Raw genomic sequence first — 22234 nt, 5'->3', positions numbered from 1 at the left:
CTTTTATTGGGAAAAAGTGCATTAGGCAAAAGCGAGCAGCAAGCCCGCTGTAGCAATCACAGAACCACTCATTCTCGTCACTAAAGGCGTCCCCATCTTCGCCATCCACTGACCAAAACCAAGACCAACCACATGCAAGCCAGCCGTTGCGACAGCAAAGCCAAGCGCATAGTGCAGGCCATCCGCGTTTAACGGCATTTCCATTCCATGCGCGACTCCGTGAAATAACGCAAAACTCGCGGCAATCACCACGCAAACTGCCGTAGACAAACGCTTAGCAAACAACACCAAGGCACCCAAAATAATCACTGACAATAAAATACCTTGCTCAACAAATGGCACACTGAAACCCGCCACCGCTAAACCGCCACCCACGAGCATGGTGATAACAAACGCGCTAGGAATAGCCCACAAAGCACGACCACCTAAACTGGACGCCCACAAACCAATCGCCAGCATCGCCAAAAGATGATCAAAACCACCGACTGGATGATCAAAACCCGCCATAAAACTGGCCGAGTGCTCGTGACTCGGGTGCGCAAGTGCCGCGCCAGACGCCAATAAAAACACAGTGCTAGACAATATTTTTGCTATAGATAAACGCATACTTTCACCTCACCTTTTGATTAAACAACCGCTTTCGCCGCTGGTAACTCTTTTGCTTCCAACATCCCTTCCGACACAATGATCCGAATGATTTCGTCCAAACCTTGCGCTTTTTTGAGGTTCGAAAAGATAAACGGGCGATCGCCACGCATCATTTTTGCATCACGATCCATTACTTCTAATGACGCGCCAACTAACGGTGCCAAATCGGTTTTATTGATAATCAGCAAATCCGATTTCGTAATACCCGGGCCGCCTTTGCGAGGAATTTTATCCCCTGCAGACACGTCGATCACATAGATCGTAAAGTCGGACAACTCAGGGCTAAAAGTCGCGCTCAAGTTGTCCCCGCCGCTTTCTACAAACACCACATCCAACTCACCGTGACGCGCCAACAACTGATCAATGGCCGCCAAATTCATCGACGCATCTTCACGAATCGCCGTATGCGGACAGCCGCCCGTTTCGACACCGACAATACGGTCCGCGTCTAACGCTTCGTGTTCCGTCAAAAATTTCGCGTCTTCTTGGGTGTAAATATCATTGGTGACCACGGCGATGTTGTAATGATCTCGCAAGGCAGAACATAAAGAGCGTAAAAGCGCCGTTTTACCCGATCCAACAGGACCACCCACACCAATACGTAATGTTTGTTTTTTCATAACCTGTTCCCTTGTTCTTAACTGAATAAATAAATGTCTGCTGCCCTTAGCTCCTCCCCCTGCTAAGGGGAGGGAATAATACAAAAGCCCTTAGCTCCTCCCCCTGCTAAGGGGGAGGTTGGGAGGGGGTCAAGTTCTATAACCCCACCCTAGCCATCCCCTTCAAAGACATAAGGGGAGGGAATAATACAAACGCCCCTAGCTCCTCCCCCTGCTAAGGGGGGAGGTTGGGAGGGGGTAAAGTTCTATAACCCCACCCTAGCCCTCCCCTTCAAAGACATAAGGGGAGGGAATAATGCAAAAGCCCCTAGCTCCTCCCTGCCAAGGGGGAGGGGACTAAAACACTAAGAGCGAAACAGCCGCGAATATTGTGTTTCATGCTGTGCGCTGGCTATGGCAATAGTGGGCAAACCCGCGCCGATACGATCTTCTTCAATCGTGAGTGACAACGCGATGGCTTGATGAATGTCGCCCTGTAACTCACCAAGTAATTCTTGCGCTTGGGTTTGCCCCAACGGCACCAGTTTGGTCGCGGCAGCAATTTGGTTTTCGAGCCAAGACCAGGTAAAGCCAAGCGCCGCAAGGTCAAAATCCATCTGCCAATGGTGCGCGGCAATCGCAAACAAGGCGACAAAACTAATGTCTTCCGAGCGTTCAAACGGTGTGTCAATTTCTAAACTGCGCATCAGGCGCGATAACGCTTCGCCCATCGCGGTATCGTTCAGGCGTAATTCTTTCGTTTCCCGACAAGCCAACGCCAAATCGTTAAGTGCCAATAAGCGCGCGGTGTTTTCTTGCTGCGCGGCGTCCATACACAAACGCAAAACGGGCAAATCGACCCGCGCGACAGACTGTTGTATTTGCAATCCGATCCAATCCGATACGTTGGCTTTGTTTTTTACCCAACCTTGGTCGATGGCGTATTCCATGCCTTGAGAAAACGCATAACCGCCAACAGGCAAGCTCACGCTACTGAGCTGCAACAAGCGCAATAAGCTCGCCTCAGTGGTGGCTATGGCCATGACTATTGCCTCCAGAACTATTTCCTCCAAAACTATAGGCTCCAGACTCTGGCACAAACACGGCTTCTTCATGACTGATGATCAAGCCCAACATCTGCAGCATGTCTTCCAATACATGATCCGGTTTAATGCGTAACCAGCGCTCACCGACTTGGATCTTGGTGTGGCGATTGCCTAAGTGATAACAAGCTTTGGAAAAGGCTTCCCAATCTTCACAACTGGCGTGCGCCACGTCTTCCACCGCACCATTCACTTGAACTATCTTGCCGCATTCAGACTTCAAAAATTCACCGACTAACAGCGGTTTACCACGTTCCAAAAAAACACGAACATCTTCGTTGTTGTCGCCCACTAGCTTAAGACGCCCACGGTCGCGTTGTTCGTGCGTCAGCGTCACCGTGGTGTGAACAGGATCATGGCAATGAGTGCCTAATCGCTCGTAAATATCTAGCATCGTATGTTCCTAAAAATGTTTCTAAAAACGTTCCTAAAAAAGAGTCTCTAAAAAAGAGTATAAAGTTGAGCCAACGGCAATACTTCAGCAGGCTCGCACGTTAACAATTCGCCATCGGCGCGCACTTCATAGGTTTGCGGGTCGACAGTAATGTTCGGCAGCCAATCGTTGTGAATCATGTCGAGTTTGGAAATGTTGCGGGTGTTTTTACAGGCCACCAAAGTTCGATCCAAACCGAGAGATTCTTTCAAGCCATTGTTCAGCGCCGCTTTAGACACAAAGGTCACTGACGTGGCTGCCGCGGCTTTACCAAAAGAACCAAACATAGGGCGATAATGCACAGGCTGCGGCGTTGGAATAGAGGCATTTGGGTCGCCCATTGGCGCGCTGGCAATCATCCCGCCCTTGATAATCATCGACGGTTTCACGGCAAAAAACGCCGGTTTCCACAAGACTAAATCCGCCATTTTACCCGGCTCAATCGAACCGACTTCGTGACTAATACCATGCGCGATCGCTGGGTTAATGGTGTACTTGGCAATGTAGCGACGAGCACGAAAGTTGTCTGCGCCGAGCTCTTTGTCTTCGGCCAACAAGCCAAATTGCTGCTTCATTTTGTGAGCGGTTTGCCATGTTCGTGTGACGACTTCACCCACTCGGCCCATGGCTTGGGAATCGGACGAGATCATACTAAACGCGCCACGATCATGAAGAACGTCTTCCGCCGCGATGGTTTCTTTTCGAATCCGCGAATCGGCAAACGCTACGTCTTCAGGAATATTGCTGTCCAAATGGTGACACACCATCAACATGTCCAAATGTTCGTCTACCGTGTTGCGAGTATAAGGACGCGTTGGATTGGTCGACGATGGTAAGACATTAGGATTCGAACAGGCTTGGATAATGTCTGGCGCGTGACCGCCGCCCGCGCCTTCTGTGTGATAAGTGTGGATCACACGATCTTTAAAAGCCGCCAAGGTGCTATCAACAAAACCCGATTCGTTTAGGGTGTCGGTGTGGATCGCCACTTGCACGTCGTATTTTTCCGCCACACTCAAACAGCAATCTATCGACGCTGGCGTGGTGCCCCAATCTTCATGCAGTTTTAAACCACAAGCGCCCGCTTCGAGCTGCTCTTCTAGCGCTTCTGGCAAGCTGGCGTTACCTTTACCGAGAAAACCTAAGTTCATCGGCATGCTATCAGTGGCTTGTAGCATTTTGCCAAGATACCAAGGCCCCGGCGTACAAGTGGTCGCTTTGGTGCCCGTTGCGGGCCCAGTGCCACCGCCGATCATGGTGGTGACGCCAGAGGTTAAGGCTTCTTCAATTTGTTGCGGGCAAATAAAGTGAATGTGCGCGTCAATGCCACCCGCCGTTAGGATAGAACCTTCCCCCGCGATGACTTCGGTTCCCGGCCCAATCACTATGTCTACATTGTCTTGTACGTCTGGGTTGCCTGCTTTGCCGACTTTAAAAATACGGCCCGCTTTGATGCCCACATCGCCTTTTACAATACCCCAATGATCAAGCACCAAGGCATTGGTGATAACCAAATCCACCGCAATATCATTCGTTACTTGGCTTTGCCCCATGCCGTCACGGATGACCTTGCCGCCGCCAAATTTCACTTCGTCGCCGTAAACAGTGAAATCTTTCTCAACCTGAATCCAGAGGTCGGTATCACCTAAACGCACGCGGTCTCCGGTGGTCGGGCCAAACATTTGCGCGTAGCTGTTTCTATCCATTTTTTTCGTTTGGCTCATGATTCTTTCTCCGAATGGTTAGCAAGAGAACCCATCACTTCACCACGGAAACCATAAATGGTTTTGGTGCCTGCGTATTCGACCAGTTCCACTTCGCGGCCTTGGCCAGGTTCAAAACGCACTGCGGTGCCAGAGGCAATGTTCAAGCGAAAACCTTTGCTCACGTCGCGATCAAAAGACAAGGCGGGGTTCACTTCGTAAAAATGATAATGGGAGCCAATTTGCACAGGGCGATCACCGGTATTTTCGACACGAACCTTCACCGTCTTTCGACCCACATTAAGTTCAATATCGCCGTCGGCTACCTGTATTTCACCTGGAATCATGATGCTATCCTTTAAAAAAAGAACCTAGTTAATACCTTTTAATGACGTAACCAGTAGTCATGCAAAGGTCTCTAGTTGATGGGATTGTGGACAGTAACTAACTTAGTGCCATCAGGAAACGTCGCTTCCACCTGCACTTCGTGGATAAGTTCAACCACACCGTCCATTACTTGTTCCGCGCTTAATACCGTTTTGCCGTATGCCATTAATTCCGCCACGGTTTTGCCATCGCGAGCGCCTTCGATAATCTCCATGGTGATGAACGCCATGGCTTCGGGGTAATTCAATTTAAGGCCACGATTCAAGCGACGCTCAGCCAGCAAAGCGGCGGTGAACACAAGCAGCTTATCTTTTTCTCTTGGGAGTAGTTCCATTTTTCATGCCTCTTCATGTGACTTTCACATTATTTTTTCGAACCAAAACGGATCACTCGCACCTTTTTAGGTCGACCAGATTCTTGGTTCGTTGCTTTCTTTTCCTAGTAATGCCGGACGAATGTCTTGCCAGCATTGAATAAATAACTGTTTCACTTGTTCAGAATCATCATGAATACTGCGAACCATAATGTAATCTCCCACCAGAGTGACGCCACTTAATGAACCATGCTCAGTGCAATGCTGACGCAGTTTGTCGATTAATTCGTCATGATTAACTGAATTAGAAGGTTCTGACGATTCAAAAGGACCCGCAATCATCAAACCATTAATCGGTTTGCCATCGAGTCCTGCTTTAGCCGAAAAAATAGCTCGGCTGTTATCATCAATCACCAAGCGTTCGCGGACTTTAATACGACCGTTTTGACGTATCTGAAAGCCTTGCTCTGCGTGGCCTTCAGCAAAGTCTTGATGGTTGGCCGGTAAGCCGAAACAAGTGATTTCCCAGCCAATAAACTTGGCGTTGTCTGCAAGGTCGATGCTGTTTTCAAGGCGAGTATGGGCGTTTGGATAAAGAATGGTTTCCTGTGGTAACCATTCCATTAAGCTATTTTTAGCGACGTTTAATTGCGTCACTTGATGTTGTAGAGTTTTGTCTTCTCGAGCGCGATACACTCGACCAGCCCCCGGCGTGGTGATCAAAACGTGAGTATTTTCTGCAAGATTCGCCGTAATCGTGAGTCGATCACCAGAAACCAAGCCACCCGGTGGATGCAATAAATACACATGCGCCGTGTCTCGGCCTTCTGGATAAAAAGGCTTTTGTACATACAAAGGCCCTTTGTGATCGCAGGTTTTAAGCACCGTACCGCGAGCGGTTTGGCAAAACCCCAGCGTAAGGAACGCATGCCACTGGGACGCTGGCGCATCCACTGGTGGCACGAGTTGTAGAGAAGTATTTTCTGCTAAAGCAAGATTATGTTTATTATTCATTAATGCCCTATAAGCGTTTTGCACATGGCGGCCAATCGCCATTCAATGCAAAAACTAGACCTGCAAAAACTAGACCGCCAAATACTGCTTAATCAAAGTATCGTTAAGATTTTCCATTTTATCCGCCGCCACAATACGCCCCTTTTCCATCAGGCGAAATTCCTTACCGACACGACGCGCAAAGCCCAATTTCTGCTCCACCAGAATCACGGTGAGACCTTCTTCTTTATTGAGTTTTAAAATAACATCGCCGATTTGCTTAACGATGTTGGGCTGAATACCTTCATTGGGTTCGTCCAAAATCAACACGCTGGGCTCCAAAACCAAGGCGCGACCAATCGCCAGCTGTTGTTGCTGTCCACCGGACAAATCGCCACCACGACGATGCAGCATGTCTTTTAATACGGGGAAGAGTTCAAAGATTTTTTCTGGAATCTCTTTTGGACTGTCTTTCGTGCGCTTACCACGCACAGGCAAACCAATGCGCAGGTTTTCTTCCACCGTTAACATAGGAAAAATATCGCGCCCTTGAGGCACATAACCAATGCCTGCATAAGCGCGCTTTTCTGCGCTTTGTTTATTTAACACTGCGCCTTTCATGGTGATCTCGCCGCTTTTGATTGGTAGTAAGCCCATGATGGCTTTGAGCAAGGTGGTTTTACCCACGCCGTTACGACCCATGATGCAGGTGATCGAACCGGTTTCTATTTCTAAATCCAAGCCCCAAAGAATCTGCGTTCCACCATAAAGTTGATCGACATTGTTAATTGAAATCATGTTCTTTCTCCCTTACCTTCTTCTGCGGCTTCTTCACCTAGGTAGACTTCAATCACGTCTTTGTTGCTTTGAATTTGATCCATGGTGCCTTCGGCCAACACAGAGCCCTGATGCAAAACGGTCACGGTGCGCGCAATACTGCGCACAAATTCCATATCATGCTCGACCACAATCACGGTGCGTTCCCCCGCCAAAGAGGTCAACAATTCCGCGGTGCGCTCGGTTTCTTGGGCTGTCATGCCCGCTACGGGTTCATCGATTAATAAGAGTCGCGGATCGGCCGCCAATAGCATGCCAATCTCCAACCATTGCTTTTGACCATGAGACAAAGCGCCCGCCAACATAAATCGATGCTTCGCCAAGCCTACCGTTTTTAATACTTCATCAATGCGGTCGATCTGAGTGGGTGTTAAACGCGAGAACAAGGTCGGTAATACTCGCTTGTCGGTTTTCAGTGACAGTTCCAAATTGTCGAACACGGTTTGCTCTTCAAACACGGTTGGTTTTTGGAATTTACGACCGATGCCAAGTTGCGCAATTTCTGCTTCGTCTTTGTTCAATAAATTGTGATTTTGCCCGAAGAAAACCGTACCGGAATCGCACTGAGTTTTGCCGGTAATCACGTCCATCAAGGTGGTTTTACCTGCGCCATTGGCGCCAATCAAACAACGTAATTCTCCGTCGTTGATATACAGGTTCAAATTATTCAGGGCTTTGAATCCGTCAAAGCTCAAGTTCAAATCTTCCACATACAAGATCATTTGATTGCCGACATTGACGGCGGCTTGCTCTGGCGCCAGAAATGGCCACACCTGATCGCGGCGGAAAAATTCACGCGTGCTTTCTAATCTATTCAAAGCTAAAGCGCTCATGCTTGTGGCTCCTTATTCATAGCGGTTTTTCGTTTGGTTTGTAACTGCCCATACAAACCCATTAAGCCTTTTGGTAAATACAAAGTGACAAGAACGAACATCGCGCCCAAAGCAAACAGCCAAGCGTCCGGCATAATCGCCGTGAAACGGGTTTTTGCGTAGTTCACCAACAAGGCGCCAATCACCGCACCAATCAAGGTGCCACGACCACCCACTGCTACCCAAATCACCATCTCGATGGAGTTGATCGGTGAAAATTCGCCCGGGTTAATAATGCCAACTTGCGGTACGTACAATGCACCAGCAATCCCTGCGATCACCGCCGAATAGACAAACAACCACACCTTGTAACGGTCGGTTCGGTAGCCGATAAAGCGCGAGCGAGATTCCGAGTCACGAATCGCCAACACCACCTTGCCGAGTCGAGAGGATAAGATTTTTTGACTGACCACAAAGATCACTGCCAGCAAAATCGCGGTGATCATAAACAAAGCAACACGCGTGCTGTCGGCTTGCAGATTAAAGCCCAGAATTTCTTTAAAATCGGTTAAGCCATTGTTACCGCCAAAGCCCATTTCATTACGGAAAAACGCCAGCAATAAAGCGTAGGTTAAGGCTTGCGTCATAATAGAAAGGTAAACGCCTGTCACGCGGGAACGAAACGCCAACCAGCCAAACACAAAGGCCAATAACCCTGGTACAACAACCGCCATCAACATGGCAAACCAGAAATGATCCATGCCGAGCCAAAACCACGGCAATTCTTTCCAATCCAAAAACACCATAAAGTCAGGTAACAATGGATTCCCGTAGACGCCACGGTCACCTATTTGACGCATTAAATACATGCCCATGGCGTAACCGCCTAAGGCGAAAAATGCCCCGTGACCTAAGCTCAAAATACCGCAATAGCCCCAGATAATATCCACCGCCAACGCCAACATGGCGTAGCACAAATATTTACCCAGCAGCGTAATCGTGTAAGTACTGACGTACAGCGCAGAGTCTGCAGGTAAAAACAAGTTCGCCGCAGACGCGAGAATTGTCACGCCCAATAAGATCACCACAAATGGCAGTGTGTGCTTGCCAGAAGTGCGCCCTTCCGAAAAATACTTCATAAGACGTGTCATTCTGCCGCCCTCCCTTTTTGTGGAAAGAGTCCTTTAGGACGTTTTTGAATAAAGAGAATAATAAACACCAATACAATAATGGCCGCGAGTACTGCCCCCGTGGTTGGTTCTAAGAATTTCGTCGCGATGCCCAACGTAAAGGCCGCCACTAATGTTCCCAATAGGTTACCCACGCCGCCAAACACCACGACCATGAAAGAGTCGATAATGTAAGCCTGACCCAAGTTCGGCCCAACGTTGGTTAATTGACTTAACGCCACACCGGCAATGCCTGCGATACCAGAGCCCAGACCGAAGGTCATCGCATCGACCCAGTTGGTTTTCACGCCCATGGCTTTCGCCATATTGCGGTTTTGCGAGACCGCTCGAACGTTTAAGCCAAGAGAGGTTTTTTTCAAAATAATTACCAAGGCGATAAACACCAGTAGAGCAAACGCCAAGATGTACAAACGGTTTAACGTCAATGACAACACAGGGTTTATTTCCCAAGAACCACTCATCCAACTCGGTGTCGACACCTGACGGTTAAGCGGGGAAAAGATGGTTCGTACCAATTGTTGCAAGATCAAACTGATACCGAACGTCGCCAACAAAGTTTCCAATGGTCGACCGTGCAAATGACGAATGACCAAACGTTCGATCAACACACCCATCAAACCAGACACCAAAAACGCCGCTGGAATCGCCACCCAAATCGAATAATCGATGTAGTTCGGCATGATCAGCTGCACAACATACGTCGTGTAAGCGCCAAGCATAATCATCTCGCCGTGGGCCATGTTGATCACGCCCATAACGCCAAAGGTAATGGCCAAACCAATCGATGCCAGCAACAAGACTGACCCAAGGCTTAAACCAAAGAACAACTGATCGACAAAAGCAAAGCGGTTGGCTCTTTGTGCGATATTGTCTAAAGCGGCATTCGATGCACTTTGAATCGCTGGATTCTCGTCGCGGGACAATGTGGTCAACAAGTTTCGAACGTCGTTTTCTAAACTGTCTGCCAAGGTATCGATGGCCGCAATGCGATTCGATACCGCCAATTGCGTTTGCGAAGCGGTATTCATCGCCAACGCTAAGCCCATGGCTTGTTTAACTTTTTTGTTGGTTTCATTCGGATAAAGGCTTTCTAAAATGTCGACCGTGTCGTCGTCTAATTTAGACAACAACTCACGTACAGCGCTTTCGCGTACGCTGGGTTTTTTAGAGGTTAATTGAATGCGCGCAATGGCGTTGCGTAAGTAGCCGCGTAATGTGTTGTTCACACGGATTTTTTTGACGTCTCGTTTGGTCAGCGCAGGATTGGCTTGACCCGTAAAAACGTCTTTATAAAAGGTTTCGCCATTTGTATCGAACTGCCCAACGACCTGCTTGGTCGATTTAATATAATACAAATCGCCGTTTAATAAGGTGCGAAAAAGTGGCAATACGGTCTCGTCGGATGCTTTTTCTATTTTGTCTAAAATAGGCACCATTTTACTGATTTTTGCATCGACCAAGTCAGCTAACAGAGGATCAAGAGACGTGGATTCCACTGCAACACTAGGAAGGGAAAAAAGTCCAAAAAGACAGCAACACAGTGCCATGCAATGTCTCAAGGTGATACGTCTCAAGGGGATACGTCTCAAGGTCATACTCCGTGTATCGGTAGGTTTATTGCGATAAGGCTTGTTGAGCAAAGCGCTTAAAAGAATGGATTTAAAAACAAACAGGGTAAAAAAGGCTCTCTGACTAGACTATTTTCCAGCCAGACAGAGAGCCAACGTTAACCCTGGGATGAGGTCAAATTAATAGTTTTGGCCTGAACAAGTTTTGGTTTTCGTGTTGTAGTTACCGCACTTGATCGGCGCCGTCCAATCTGAGATCAGATCTTTCGAACCTGGTAGGAAGTCAGACCAAGCATCACCGGCAACCACACCGTCGGTTTCCCAAACGACTTCAAACTGACCGTTGTCTTGAATCTCGCCAATCAGAACCGGTTTGCTCAAGTGATGGTTTTTGTTCATCACTGCAATGCCGCCCGTTAGGTTTGGTGTTTTCTGACCGATCATCGCTTGCTCAACTGCATCAACATCCGTTGTGCCCGCTTGAGTCACCGCGTTTGCCCACATTTTGAAGCCGATGTAAGTCGCTTCCATTGGGTCGTTCGTTACGCGTTTTGGATTCTTGGTATACGCTTTCCACGCTTTAATAAAAGCTTCGTTTTCTGGTGTATCAACACTTTGGAAATAGTTCCAAGCCGCTAAATGACCAACCAAGGGTTTAGTATCTAAACCAGAAAGCTCTTCTTCACCTACAGAAAACGCCACCACAGGAATGTCTTCTGCTGAAATACCTTGGTTACCCAACTCTTTGTAGAAAGGGATATTGGCGTCACCATTAATAGTCGAAACAACCGCCGTTTTCTTGCCTTCGCTGCCGAATTTCTTCACATCAGAAACAATAGACTGCCAATCAGAATGACCGAACGGCGTGTAGTTGATCATGATGTCTTTCGCCGCAACACCTTTGCCTTTTAGGTAGGATTCAAGAATTTTATTGGTAGTACGTGGATAAACGTAATCGGTACCGGCGAGAACAAAGCGCTCTACACCCAGATCATTCATCAAGTAATCCACCGCAGGAATGGCTTGTTGGTTTGGCGCCGCGCCTGTGTAGAACACGTTTTTAGACGACTCTTCCCCTTCGTATTGAACTGGGTAGAACATCAAACCGTTCAACTCTTCCAATACAGGTAAAACCGATTTACGAGAAACCGACGTCCAGCTACCGAAAATCACATCCACTTTGTCTTGAGTTAAAAGCTCACGACCTTTTTCTGCAAACAAAGGCCAGTTAGACGCAGGGTCAACCACAACCGCTTCTAACTTCTTGCCAAGCAAACCGCCCTTTTTGTTTTGGTCATCGACCATCATCAAGACCGTGTCTTTCAGCGTTGTTTCGGAAATCGCCATGGTGCCAGACAAGGAATGCAACACACCGACCTTAATCGTCTCTGCCGCCAATGCCGGAAGTGCAATAAGCGTTGCACCAGAGAGCACAATCGCAGAAGTAAGCGCTTTGATTTTCATAATTGGAGCCGTCCTATTGTGATTTATAATATTGTTGAGTCGAACAAGAGGTTTAAACACCTCGTATCAGTAGACCCAGTATTAAAAAATCACCGTAAGAAAGGTATGCGCGAAATGACTTAGGGGGATACGTCATTTGACGTATATGGCAGTTTTTTCCCCTCCCCTTTCTTCAAGGGTTCATCTCTTGATCTGTCCCTTCCCCTTATCACTTCCAAGGGGAAGGTTAGGATGGGGTTGCTCTTTGATTCCATTCTAACGCTTTGTATTCATGAGCTTTATTCCGCTCTTTAATCCAGGAAAAGGCTGGGCGTGTAACTTTTGCCCGCTTTCTAGTTCAAGAACGTACAAAAGACTAAGTCTACTAATCACTAGATCCCCTCCCCTTTCTTCAAGGGGAGGGTTAGGGAGGGGTTAATCTCTTCTTTGAGTTCCATTCAAACTCTTTGTAATCCCAACCTTTATTCCGCCCTGATGGGCGTGTAACTTTTTGCTAGCGCCCAAAAAGTAACCAAAAATTCGCTTTAAGATCTTTAATGCCTGATTTTCTTCATAGGCGCATGATTCCTTCCTACGCTCGTTGTATCGAAAGGCATGGATTTTTTTGCCGTTGAGAGGAAGGGGATTTTTAACTGACCCTGAAACGCCATAGAGTCGCGCAATCAGGATTGAATCGAAGTTCGTTCTTCTGTGATATCAGTTCAGAAAGTGTAGATGGGCTTTAACTGGATTAATCTGTTTTCGTAGGTCTGCATGAGGGAGGAACGACCGTAATCAGACGATTTAAAGCAAAGCTTTCATTTTCTAAAGTAAGTCGTTTTTTAGGGCGACATCAAGGCCTGTAAATTAAACTCTGGGAGCTAATTTTAGGGAACATGCGATCAAGTCGAACGGCTCTCCTTAACATTCTGAAGAATCAATAGCAGCCATCAATGTGGCTGGTTTATAATTTTTTTACGCCTTCGCGTTAACGCCTACCTTTTCTGTCACTTTAAAATAGAGTTTTAATGCGTGTTGTACACCTTGGTTGGCGTGCAATATTTCACGGCTTACATTCAACATTGTCGTTACTTGCGCCGCTGACACATCCAGTTCTTTGTTTTTATCTGCGGGTAAAAGGCGCAAGCTTTCCGCTATGTCTTCATTCAGCGCCTGATGTTGTTGGCTTATCATGTCGTTTAGTAGATGAAACTGATTTAACCTCTGCTCATCAAGCATGTCGCTTTGCAAAAAACTCAGCTGGCGACGCAGTATTCCTTCCTGACTGTTGCTTATTTCTTGATTAAATAAGAGGCTGCTTTCACTGTCACCTTGACGGAATAGGTCTAAGTCGGACTGGATATCTTTTAAGCTTTTTAACGCAAAGACGTTATCACGAGCGCATTCCAGCAATAGGCTGATACGCTCGATCTGTTTAACGTTTAGCGATACGGATTCTAGGCGAATACTGTAATGTCGAATCAGTGTCTCAAGGCGCTTTAATCTCACGTAACCTTCGCTAAACCCTTCGTATTTCTTTGCCACCTTTTGCAAACTCTGCACTTGCTCTGGCGTGCCTATCTGCAATGGTGAAAAATGAAACGCCTGCATATTAAGTGTCATCCCCATTTCCAAAAGGTGGCGGACTTCTTTCTCTAAGGTAATTAACCCAGCGTCCGTTACTTCGGTCGATGTGTTGTGCAAATACAAAGAAATATATTCATCATCGTCCTTGCCAAAACGCTTACTTAGCCAATCGGAAAACTGCTTTAAAAAGGGCACAAACAAGAAGAGGCCAATGAGATTGAAGCTACTTTGAAACATCACAATGCCATACAAAGGATCGGTGATGCCGACAAAATCCATGGCGCTGGGCAACAAGGGGAGCAGCACTAAGAAGGCCAAAACATCCACGACGAGATTATAAACAACATGAGCCAAGGCCAGTTGTTTCATAATACGAGATCCTCGTAAGCTCCCTAAAATTGTGGTGCTCGTGGTACCAATATCCGCACCAACGACCAACGCGGCAGCGGCGGGCAAATCCACAATGCCAGAATGCAATGCGGTTAAGGTAATGAGCGTCATCGCCGAACTGGACTGAATCAAGGCGGTCATCAACATGCCCACCAGCAAATAGACCACGATGGGCATATTGCCTAGGCTAGACAGATCAAAAAGCTGCGGGAGCGTTTCAACCGCGTCTTTCATTTCCGACAAGCCAAAGATTAATAGCCCTAATCCAATAACGGCTTGAGCACCACTTCGCCATACTGGACGGCGCTCAGAAAATAAATAAACAATAGAAGACAGACCAAACAGAGGAAGAGCGATCGCGGCGAGATCCATTTTGAAGCCAATGGTCGTTACAATCCAACCACTAAACGTCGTGCCGAGGTTCGCTCCAAGAATGACACCAACGGCATTGAATAATGGAATCATGCCTGCGCTGGCAAACGCCAACACCATCAAACTGACCATAGAGCTACTTTGAACAATCGCGGTAATGGTTACCCCTGATGCGACACTGAATATAGGCTTCTCAGTAGAACGCGACAAAATTTTCTTAATACGATTGTTGCCCAGTGATTGCAGCCCTTGCTCCAACTGATGCATGCCAAACAGGAAAATCCCTAAACCGACAATAGTGCCTAAAATGATATTCATACGCTGAATTATAATTCCCAAAGACGGTTCGAACCTAAAATAGGGTTCGTCATTATTCTTATAAAAATGGAAAAACCTTAACAACAAAGCTTAAGTCAGCCACCCTATTTAGGCAAAGCAATAATACGACAGCAACGCCGAGCGGCGTAAAGGGTTGATTTGATGATTACCTCCCTACTTGATCAACCCTCTTCATTTTTCAATTGCTCTATCAGCCCCATCGCTGCCGCTTTATTTCTAGTTCGGTCTGGATAAGTCAGGTAGTAGGCTTTTCTTAGTGGCAAGGTTATGTCGCTGAGTGACACGAGCTGACCCGTTTTCAACGCGTTTTGGATGAAGAGTCCTTGGCCGAGAAGTAGGCCTTTGCCTTGTATGGCGGCGTCGATGGCCATGCTGGAAAGGTTAAATTGTGGGCCTTTGTTGGGTTGTCGATTATGGTAACTCGCGGCGGTTAGCCAATCTTGCCAGTTGGGTAAAAACGCGTTGTCGTCTCCCCAATCAATATGAATCATTGGTTTTTCAAGCAATGCATCTAAATCACCCTGCGCTATTCCGTTAATCAAAGAAGGACTGGCGACTAGGTGTACGTCGTCTTGGAAAAGGAAGTCGTGGTTTAGGGACGTATCTTGTTTACCAAAGCTAATAGACGCGTCACATCGGCTCAGGCTGAAATCCACCGTGGAATGGCTCGCTTCTACGCGAATTTCTAGGTCTGGATGCTTTTCCATTATTTGCAGCACTTTGGGCATTAGCCACAAGCTCGCCACCGATGGCAGTGTGTGTAAGGTGAAAATAGATTGCGGTTTTAATTGGTCTAAACTGGCTTGTCCACGTTGCAGGCTTTCGATCGCTTGATTGGCAAAATACAGGTATTGATGACCCGCTTGAGTCAATTCCACACCTAGTTTTGAGCGTTCAAACAGCGTTGCGTCTAGGTGAGATTCTAGCTGTTTTATTTGTTGGCTGACGGCGGCTGGCGTTATGCACAATGCCTTCGCGGTTTTCGCAAAGTTGCCGGTTTGGGCCGCATTGATAAAGGTGATCAAGCTGTTTAAATTGGGCAATTTCAACATAATAGTATCAAGCTAATTTTTCAATGTTAGGGAATATGACACTCAAGCAAATTGCTTTTCTTTTTTAGCATTAAGAAATGCTTAACGATAAATACAAAAAATATTGATTTAACTACTAGGCTAACTTTACTAGTCTGAACCTCATCCTATGTCTTATTAAACGCGATTAAAAGATCAAAAAAACAAAGGGGAACACTAATGTCATTATCAGATCTGATGAATAAAGCCGCCTACCCTATTGAAAGTAGTGACTTTAGAGCCGAGTGTAAAAAGACACTGGCAGAAAATGGCGCGCTGGTTTTGCCAAATTTTCTGAATGAAAAAACCATTCAAGCCATTATAGAAGAAGGGAAAGCCAAGAAAAGTCTCGCTTGGTTTACTCAATCAACTCATAACGTTTACTTAACCCATGTCGATCCAGATTACGACTCGGAACACGCGAGAAACAAACAAATCAGTTCATCTAAAGGCTGTATTACCGATGATCAAATCGACCCAATATCGCCACTGAGACAGCTTTATGATGCGCCTTTGTTTCGGGCGTTTCTTGCCAACGTGTTAGACGAAGAGGCGCTTTATAACTACGCCGACTCTCTTTCTTCTATCAATTTGCACTACGCCAGTAAGGGACAAGAACTCGGTTGGCATTTCGATAATTCGTCTTTTGCCATTACCTTGTTAATTCAAAAACCTGAGTCTGGCGGTGTGTTTGAATACATTGAAAATATGCGTGACGCCGACGCGGGCGAAATGAATTATAACGGTGTGAGTGAGGTTCTTGCGGGGCAAAAAAAGGTCAAGGAATTGGCGATCGAACCGGGTGCCTTGGTGCTATTTCGAGGTCGAAACGCCATTCACCGAGTCACGCCAACGCAAGGTGATACCACGCGTATGCTGGCCGTGCTGGCGTACAACTCACAGCCTGGCATTGCTCTCTCCGAAGCAGCAAGCAAAACCTTTTATGGTCGGGTGAATTAAAACAGATGGAAAAAACGCCATACAATGTCATTTTGATCGATTACTAAGGTAGGCGTTGCAATTTATGTATTAGCCCAAATTATAGACAACTTGCTGTTTCTCTAAAGGGTGAAGTTATTCATGTTTGTCATTAAATTGGTTTTGTCTCTCCTTGTTCTATTTGGCATTGCCATTTATGTCATCAATTTGACTCTCGTTGCCAAACCTAGCGCGGTCGCTGGCATTGAATCGACGCATTACCAAGAAAACAAGTTTCGTAATGCGGCGCCCCGGACACCTATGCCTTTTTCAGAAACAGCGGCGTTATGGTTGCGTTTTTTTACTGAGAAAAAAGTGGGCACCACGCCAGATATCACTATTCCCGTACAAACGGTGAGCCAAGCCGATTTAAACACGCTGAGTAACGACACACTGCACATAGTAAAGCTTGGCCATTCTTCTATTTTACTGAAAGTGTACGGCGAATATTGGCTGATCGATCCGGTTTTTTCTGATCGCGCCTCGCCCTTCAACTTTATGGGTCCACAGCGCTTCCACCAGCCGCCGATTTCCTTAGACGATTTACCGCCGATCGATAAAGTGCTGATTTCACACAATCACTATGACCATTTGGATAAAGCCAGCGTCAAAATATTATTAAGCAAAACCAAGCAGTTTTTTGTGCCAACGGGCGTAGATGGCGATCTCATTTCATGGGGCGTAGACGCGGATAAAATCACCACGTTCGATTGGTGGCAAGAAGAAGAAACCAGCCAAGGTACAGTGGCGTTCACACCGACACAGCACTTTTCAGGCCGTGGAATGGGCGATGGAAATTCGACATTGTGGGGCTCTTGGGTCATTAAAACACCGCTGCAAAGCCTCTATTTTAGTGGCGACTCAGGTTACTTTGCAGGCTTTAAAGAGATTGGGGACAAGTACGGGCCATTTGATATCACCATGGTAGAAACCGGTGCTTACGACAACGATTGGGCCGACATACACATGACACCAGAAGAAAGTGTTCAAGCGCATATCGATTTGAAAGGAAAGATCATGATGCCAATTCATAACGGCACGTTCGATCTAGCTTTTCATACCTGGCACGACCCATTTGATCGGGTGGTTGCCGAATCAGAGCGCCGCGAAGTGGTCTTGAGTACACCAGAGTTTGGTCAAATCTTTAGCATTACCGACCCAGCCATTACGAGCCACTGGTGGAAGGCAGAATAAGCGATTTATAGCCCTGACAAAGGAGGTTAATTAAAGACGTTTTAATGTTTAAAACGTCTTTGCTTTTATACCTCTGCCGCGAAGTGAACCTTGATCTCGGCTTCGGTCATGGCTGGCGTGTCATTCGAGAAGCAATAATACTCAGGCTTAAGATCAATAAAATACTGCATATCCATTTCTAAGTTCTCCGTTTTTGGAAACAGGCCAACAGGAATATTGTAGACGCCGGCTTTTTTAAATCGACTGAATAAATGTGTGCCGCATTCCAAGCAAAAAGCCCGTGTTGCCCAAGGTGAAGAATCGTATTCTTTAATCAAGTCCTCACCTTCAAAGGTTACATCAGCACCACAGTGCAACATAAACAAAGGCCCTCCACCCCACTTTCGACAAGAGCCACAATGGCAAACCGTAAATTTAGGGTTGATGTTTTTTGCATGAATGGTCACGCCTTGGCATAAACAACTGGCTGTCGGGCTGGTTAACTGGCTCATGATTTTTCCTTTTCTTTGTTAAGGCACATTATAGAATCGCGATGTATACATCCACGCTATTAGCGCTGGTGTAACGTTCAAAATCCGTTGTAAACGCACGTTGATACTTAGACTTCCCTTGGGATGATTCCCCTGAAAAGTAACGCCAAATATCGCCCCAAACATTGATTACGACTTGTGGCATTTCACCTGTGCCTGAAAATACTAAGTACTTACCCGCGGATAGCACTACAGTGTCTAGACTGGCCTTGTTTTCTTCAGGTGTCATTGTGAGCACGCTTTCTTCTGAGCCGACTAATACCGAAAAATCGCCAGTATGGTCCGATTCATAGCTATAATACACACCGAAAAGGTGCGCGCCGTTTGCATAATTCACCGCGATTTTCTGATTAAACGTACCATGTAAGCTCCCAATTTTTGCTGTCTCCGCTTTCATTTCATCAGCATTATTCGTACGAACACTCAAACCCAAAATTTGCATTTCTTCGCACGTTGCTTCTTTCATCTGTATCGATTGCATCTCTTTTATCCTTTTAGTCAAAAATCATTCTTAGTTAACAGTAGAAGCTTTGATGGAAAAAAGAGTGTATCGATATAGATGACACTTTGTGTCATATTAAAAAAATGAACAGAGCAAACACCAACAAACACCTTGATCGACTGGATCAACTCACCGCCATTTTGAAATCAGAAGGCGCGATCACGGCCCTGTCTCTTGCCACTGAGTTAGGCGTCAGCACTCGAACCCTCTTTAGAGACATAGCTCTCTTACGTGAGCGTGGTTTACCGATTGATGCGGACAAAGGCCGTGGCGGCGGTATACAGCTTCACAGAAGTTGGGGGGTGGGACGTTTAACCCTAGAAAACCAAGAAGTGATTGATTTGTTGCTCAGCCTCGCCATTGCAGAGAGCATGAACTCTCATTTGTTCATGACCAGCTTATCGTCAATCAAGCACAAACTGATGGCGTCGTTCTCCGCTCAACAAAAAGACAAACTTCGCACCTTACGACAACGTATTCATATAGGTGAATCTGCGTCACCTCACGTGCTAGCGTCTTACAATGACAATCTCAAGGAAGCAAAAATAGAAACGCAAAGCCCACTGTACTCTGCTTTTTTGTTTTCTAAAGTGGTTTCCATTGATTACAAAGACTTCCACAACGTTAGAACAACACGAAACATAGAACCCCATTATTTGTACCTCAGCTATCCTGCTTGGTATGTTTTAGCGTGGGATACGTTACGTAAAGACTTCCGTATCTTTCGTTGTGATCGAATAGAAAACGCCATATTAACAGAACAGAATTTTGACTTGAGACCATTAAGTGATTTCAATGTTGTACTGACAGAGCGAAATGTGAGAACGCTTTAAGTGCTTTTTTAGTTTGAATCGAGTTTTTAATGACGGTAAAAATCAGAACTCCGGCTCGTGTAGAAGTAAACGACAAATATCTTTGTTATCTGCTGGCCTTAGCAAAATAATGGCAATACAACTGATAAAAACGAGTAACGTGTATTGGTTTTTCACCTTTATATTGGTGTAAGAAATAAAAGTGCCACGCCCTCCCGCGAACCTCAGGCAACACTCTAATCAGCCGCTCTTCAGCGAGGTCCGACTGCACTAAAAATTCTGGAAGTAATGCGATTCCCATATCGTTCAAAACAGCCTCTCGGCCTGTTACAAGGGTATTCACTTTCGCACAGTGTTTTACTGCAACCAGCCGCCTATTCATTTGCTGATTATCGAATAATTCTAATTTATCGCGGTGCCAAGCGGTTGCAATAAACTTATGTTCAGTTAACTGTTCGATCGCCTTAAGGCCACCGCGTTGTTTAATATAACGAGGTGAAGCACAGAATATTTCTGATACCTCACCTACGGATAACGCACGATAATTACAGTCTTTTATATCACCGCCAAAAATCGCGGCGTCTAAATTATGCTCTATGAGATCTTGCCATTTCTCAGTCACAACCACTTCAGGGATCAGCTTTGGAAACTCTACACTGAGTTGTTTCAATGCAGGAATCACAATATCTGTTTCAAAAAATGGCGGTACAGACACTTTAAAGTCACCACTGGGTTGATCTTTGGCGCTGTCCAGTTCCGTTAAGGTCATGCTTAGTTGCTCACTCAACAATTCACTGCGCGCGAGTAAGGTTTCACCCACAGCGGTCAATACGACCCCTCGTGTATTACGTATTAATAACTGCTGCCCTGTCGATTCTTCTAGACGTTTTATTTGTTGGCTAATAGCGGATTTACTCATGCCTAATTTTTTAGCGGCCGCCGTAAAAGAGCGCTTATTTGCCACCTCAACAAAAATCAACAATAGTGGGGCCAATTTCACACTGTTCATATATTTAAACAACCTGTTCATTTTATGATTATTGTTTAATATTCAGCACAACCTTAAGCTGTGTCAACTCAATCAACCAAGGAAATAACAAAATGACAAGCTTAGTAATCGTTGACCTAACACCCATTGATAAAACAAAACTCTCAGAATACAGCGCCTTAGCGGCTGAAACACTTAAACCTTTTAACGGTCACTTCATTGCCAAAGGCGGAATAGAGACATTGCATGGCGAAACGGCTCACCCGATGAAAGCTGTCATAGAGTTTCCTGATAAAGAAAGTGCTATTAATTGGTACAACAGCGCAGCCTACCAAGCCATTATTCCATTACGTGAGCAAGGCATGCACAGCCAGTTTCATCTAGTATAAAAAGGGCTTGCGACACGAATGCCGAGTAAGGTGATAAACCAAGACATAAAAATTGATGTGGTATCCACTATGAAAAAAGTAACGATCACTACTCTGCCATTACAAAGTGCTCTAAATGATCGAGTGAAGCCAACAGACTTCATGGATTGTTATTCTGTTGAATCCGATCTCTCACCACGTGAGGCCGCAGAGATCATCACTAACTTTCCAGCATGGGCACGTTTTCTTGTCAAAATAAGGAACGTTGTGACCGCACCGTTTGGCCTTTCAAGCGATGGTCCACCAGCCATAGATAAAGTAGGCTTGTTTCCCGTTGAATCTGAAAGTCATTATGAGCTTATCGCTGGATTTAACGATAAACATTTGGACTTTAGAGTGTCTGTTATTTCTGAGAATGGACGCGTCTTCTTAGCAACGTGGGTACATACAAATAATATCGGCGGACAAATTTACCTTAAGGCCATCCTTCCATTTCACATTCTAATTTCTCGCAATGCGTTAGCGCGTGTCCGCGCCATCAATAAAGATACATGTCGCTAGGACAATTTATTTACAAACTGTTATACACCTGCTTCATCACGTGCTGCGGACCGGAAGGGCCGCCGAGGTATAGTGCGTTAGTATCTTGAAAACCGCTTTTTAAATAGAGATTTTTGGCCGTTTCGTTTTTACAGTTCACGGTTAAAAAAACATCAGTGTAATTTGGGTAAGTGGCAGTTAGGTAATCTGGCAATAGCTGAAGTGTCTGCTTGGCGTAGCCGTTCCCTTGGTGTTGTTTGTCGATAAAGAATTTGCGTAAACCAAGGCTCTGCAGTGTGGCGACATCATTAGTTTGTACATAAATGGTATCGATCAAGAAAAAGCCAACCACTTGGTCACCTGCAATAATCACATGAGGCCGAATTTGTGCGTTGATAATGGTCAGAATATCGTCGATCGCACCCACGAATTGTTGCTGCTCCTCTCCCACCCTAAGTGCAATGATCTCGCCCAAATGCTGAGATGTCATTTTTTCTATTGTTATCACACTGCCTCCTATCAAAATAAAATCCAC

24 protein-coding genes are annotated in these 22234 nt (G+C 46.0%); 5 read left to right on the top strand and 19 right to left on the bottom strand.

Translation table 11 applies throughout. From position 1 onward, the window contains the following. Positions 1–21: 21 nt before the first annotated feature. The 15 genes from MP3633_RS03195 to MP3633_RS03125 all read right to left on the bottom strand — a co-directional run bounded on the left by MP3633_RS03195 (position 22) and on the right by MP3633_RS03125 (position 15769). Entirely contained in the window at positions 22–606 is a 585-nt protein-coding gene (locus MP3633_RS03195) for a HupE/UreJ family protein (protein ID WP_176334453.1), read from the bottom strand. A 20-nt stretch (positions 607–626) separates the two neighbouring features. Then, complete coding sequence (ureG, locus tag MP3633_RS03190; RefSeq protein WP_176334452.1) at positions 627–1268, bottom strand: urease accessory protein UreG; 642 nt, start codon at positions 1266–1268, stop codon at positions 627–629. Between the two features lie 344 nt (positions 1269–1612). After that, on the bottom strand, positions 1613–2290 hold the full coding sequence (locus MP3633_RS03185; protein ID WP_176334451.1) for an urease accessory protein UreF: 678 nt from the start codon (positions 2288–2290) through the stop codon (positions 1613–1615). Next, the gene (locus MP3633_RS03180; RefSeq protein ID WP_176334450.1) at positions 2271–2744 is read right to left on the bottom strand and encodes an urease accessory protein UreE; all 474 of its coding nucleotides are present in this window, start codon (positions 2742–2744) and stop codon (positions 2271–2273) included. Before MP3633_RS03180 ends, MP3633_RS03185 begins: the two co-directional genes overlap by 20 nt. Before the next feature lie 47 nt (positions 2745–2791). Then, complete coding sequence (gene ureC, locus MP3633_RS03175; protein WP_112136766.1) at positions 2792–4507, bottom strand: urease subunit alpha; 1716 nt, start codon at positions 4505–4507, stop codon at positions 2792–2794. Continuing rightward, positions 4504–4833: an urease subunit beta gene (locus tag MP3633_RS03170; RefSeq protein ID WP_112136764.1), complete on the bottom strand. Its 330-nt coding sequence runs from the start codon at positions 4831–4833 to the stop codon at positions 4504–4506. The genes ureC and MP3633_RS03170 overlap by 4 nt, the downstream gene beginning before the upstream one ends. A 71-nt stretch (positions 4834–4904) precedes the next feature. After that, positions 4905–5207 carry an urease subunit gamma gene (locus tag MP3633_RS03165; RefSeq protein ID WP_112141542.1) on the bottom strand — a complete coding sequence of 101 codons (303 nt, stop codon included), beginning with the start codon at positions 5205–5207 and terminating at the stop codon, positions 4905–4907. Between the two features lie 66 nt (positions 5208–5273). Next, the gene (locus MP3633_RS03160; RefSeq protein ID WP_176334449.1) at positions 5274–6200 is read right to left on the bottom strand and encodes an urease accessory protein UreD; all 927 of its coding nucleotides are present in this window, start codon (positions 6198–6200) and stop codon (positions 5274–5276) included. A 69-nt stretch (positions 6201–6269) separates the two neighbouring features. Next, the gene (urtE, locus tag MP3633_RS03155) at positions 6270–6977 is read right to left on the bottom strand and encodes an urea ABC transporter ATP-binding subunit UrtE (protein WP_176334448.1); all 708 of its coding nucleotides are present in this window, start codon (positions 6975–6977) and stop codon (positions 6270–6272) included. Further along, positions 6974–7849, bottom strand: coding sequence for an urea ABC transporter ATP-binding protein UrtD (gene urtD, locus MP3633_RS03150; RefSeq protein ID WP_176334447.1), 876 nt, complete (start codon positions 7847–7849; stop codon positions 6974–6976). Before urtD ends, urtE begins: the two co-directional genes overlap by 4 nt. Next, the gene (gene urtC, locus MP3633_RS03145) at positions 7846–8979 is read right to left on the bottom strand and encodes an urea ABC transporter permease subunit UrtC (RefSeq protein ID WP_176334446.1); all 1134 of its coding nucleotides are present in this window, start codon (positions 8977–8979) and stop codon (positions 7846–7848) included. Before urtC ends, urtD begins: the two co-directional genes overlap by 4 nt. Next, positions 8976–10565 carry an urea ABC transporter permease subunit UrtB gene (gene urtB / locus MP3633_RS03140; protein ID WP_176334445.1) on the bottom strand — a complete coding sequence of 530 codons (1590 nt, stop codon included), beginning with the start codon at positions 10563–10565 and terminating at the stop codon, positions 8976–8978. Before urtB ends, urtC begins: the two co-directional genes overlap by 4 nt. Positions 10566–10766: 201 nt before the next feature. Next, positions 10767–12050, bottom strand: a complete 1284-nt coding sequence (urtA, locus tag MP3633_RS03135) for an urea ABC transporter substrate-binding protein (RefSeq protein WP_176334444.1) — start codon at positions 12048–12050, stop codon at positions 10767–10769. 954 nt (positions 12051–13004) lie between these two features. Then, positions 13005–14696 carry a Na/Pi cotransporter family protein gene (locus MP3633_RS03130; protein WP_176334443.1) on the bottom strand — a complete coding sequence of 564 codons (1692 nt, stop codon included), beginning with the start codon at positions 14694–14696 and terminating at the stop codon, positions 13005–13007. 182 nt (positions 14697–14878) lie between these two features. Beyond that, positions 14879–15769 (bottom strand): LysR substrate-binding domain-containing protein, encoded by an 891-nt coding sequence (locus MP3633_RS03125; protein WP_176334442.1) that lies wholly within the window; start codon positions 15767–15769, stop codon positions 14879–14881. Between the two features lie 198 nt (positions 15770–15967). On the opposite strand from MP3633_RS03125, the gene MP3633_RS03120 reads away from it, so the two are divergent. Continuing rightward, positions 15968–16747, top strand: a complete 780-nt coding sequence (locus MP3633_RS03120) for a HalD/BesD family halogenase (protein ID WP_176334441.1) — start codon at positions 15968–15970, stop codon at positions 16745–16747. A 120-nt stretch (positions 16748–16867) separates the two neighbouring features. Next, on the top strand, positions 16868–17959 hold the full coding sequence (locus MP3633_RS03115) for an MBL fold metallo-hydrolase (RefSeq protein WP_176334440.1): 1092 nt from the start codon (positions 16868–16870) through the stop codon (positions 17957–17959). Between the two features lie 65 nt (positions 17960–18024). On the opposite strand, the gene MP3633_RS03110 is transcribed toward MP3633_RS03115, so the two are convergent. Together MP3633_RS03110 and MP3633_RS03105 are read right to left on the bottom strand one after the other, a co-directional pair. Then, positions 18025–18450, bottom strand: coding sequence for a GFA family protein (locus tag MP3633_RS03110; RefSeq protein WP_176334439.1), 426 nt, complete (start codon positions 18448–18450; stop codon positions 18025–18027). Positions 18451–18478: 28 nt separating this feature from the next. Beyond that, positions 18479–18970, bottom strand: coding sequence for a GyrI-like domain-containing protein (locus MP3633_RS03105; RefSeq protein ID WP_217909049.1), 492 nt, complete (start codon positions 18968–18970; stop codon positions 18479–18481). Positions 18971–19074: 104 nt separating this feature from the next. On the opposite strand from MP3633_RS03105, the gene MP3633_RS03100 reads away from it, so the two are divergent. Next, positions 19075–19824, top strand: coding sequence for a helix-turn-helix transcriptional regulator (locus tag MP3633_RS03100; protein WP_176334438.1), 750 nt, complete (start codon positions 19075–19077; stop codon positions 19822–19824). 85 nt (positions 19825–19909) lie between these two features. Here MP3633_RS03100 and MP3633_RS03095 read toward each other — a convergent pair whose 3' ends face one another. Continuing rightward, positions 19910–20812, bottom strand: a complete 903-nt coding sequence (locus MP3633_RS03095; protein ID WP_176334437.1) for a LysR family transcriptional regulator — start codon at positions 20810–20812, stop codon at positions 19910–19912. 92 nt (positions 20813–20904) lie between these two features. On the opposite strand from MP3633_RS03095, the gene MP3633_RS03090 reads away from it, so the two are divergent. Both MP3633_RS03090 and MP3633_RS03085 read left to right on the top strand, forming a co-directional pair. Beyond that, a complete protein-coding gene (locus MP3633_RS03090) occupies positions 20905–21180 on the top strand; it encodes a DUF1330 domain-containing protein (RefSeq protein ID WP_112136740.1) in 276 nt (91 codons plus the stop codon). Between the two features lie 69 nt (positions 21181–21249). Then, positions 21250–21720 (top strand): DUF2867 domain-containing protein, encoded by a 471-nt coding sequence (locus MP3633_RS03085; RefSeq protein ID WP_176334436.1) that lies wholly within the window; start codon positions 21250–21252, stop codon positions 21718–21720. A 10-nt stretch (positions 21721–21730) separates the two neighbouring features. On the opposite strand, the gene MP3633_RS03080 is transcribed toward MP3633_RS03085, so the two are convergent. After that, positions 21731–22207, bottom strand: coding sequence for a GNAT family N-acetyltransferase (locus tag MP3633_RS03080; RefSeq protein ID WP_176334435.1), 477 nt, complete (start codon positions 22205–22207; stop codon positions 21731–21733). Between the last annotated feature and the right edge of the window lie 27 nt (positions 22208–22234).

The organism is Marinomonas primoryensis (assembly GCF_013372285.1).
Classification (GTDB): domain Bacteria; phylum Pseudomonadota; class Gammaproteobacteria; order Pseudomonadales; family Marinomonadaceae; genus Marinomonas; species Marinomonas primoryensis.
The sequence above is the reverse complement of the archived record's forward strand: the minus strand, read 5'-3'. Positions and strand labels throughout refer to the sequence as shown.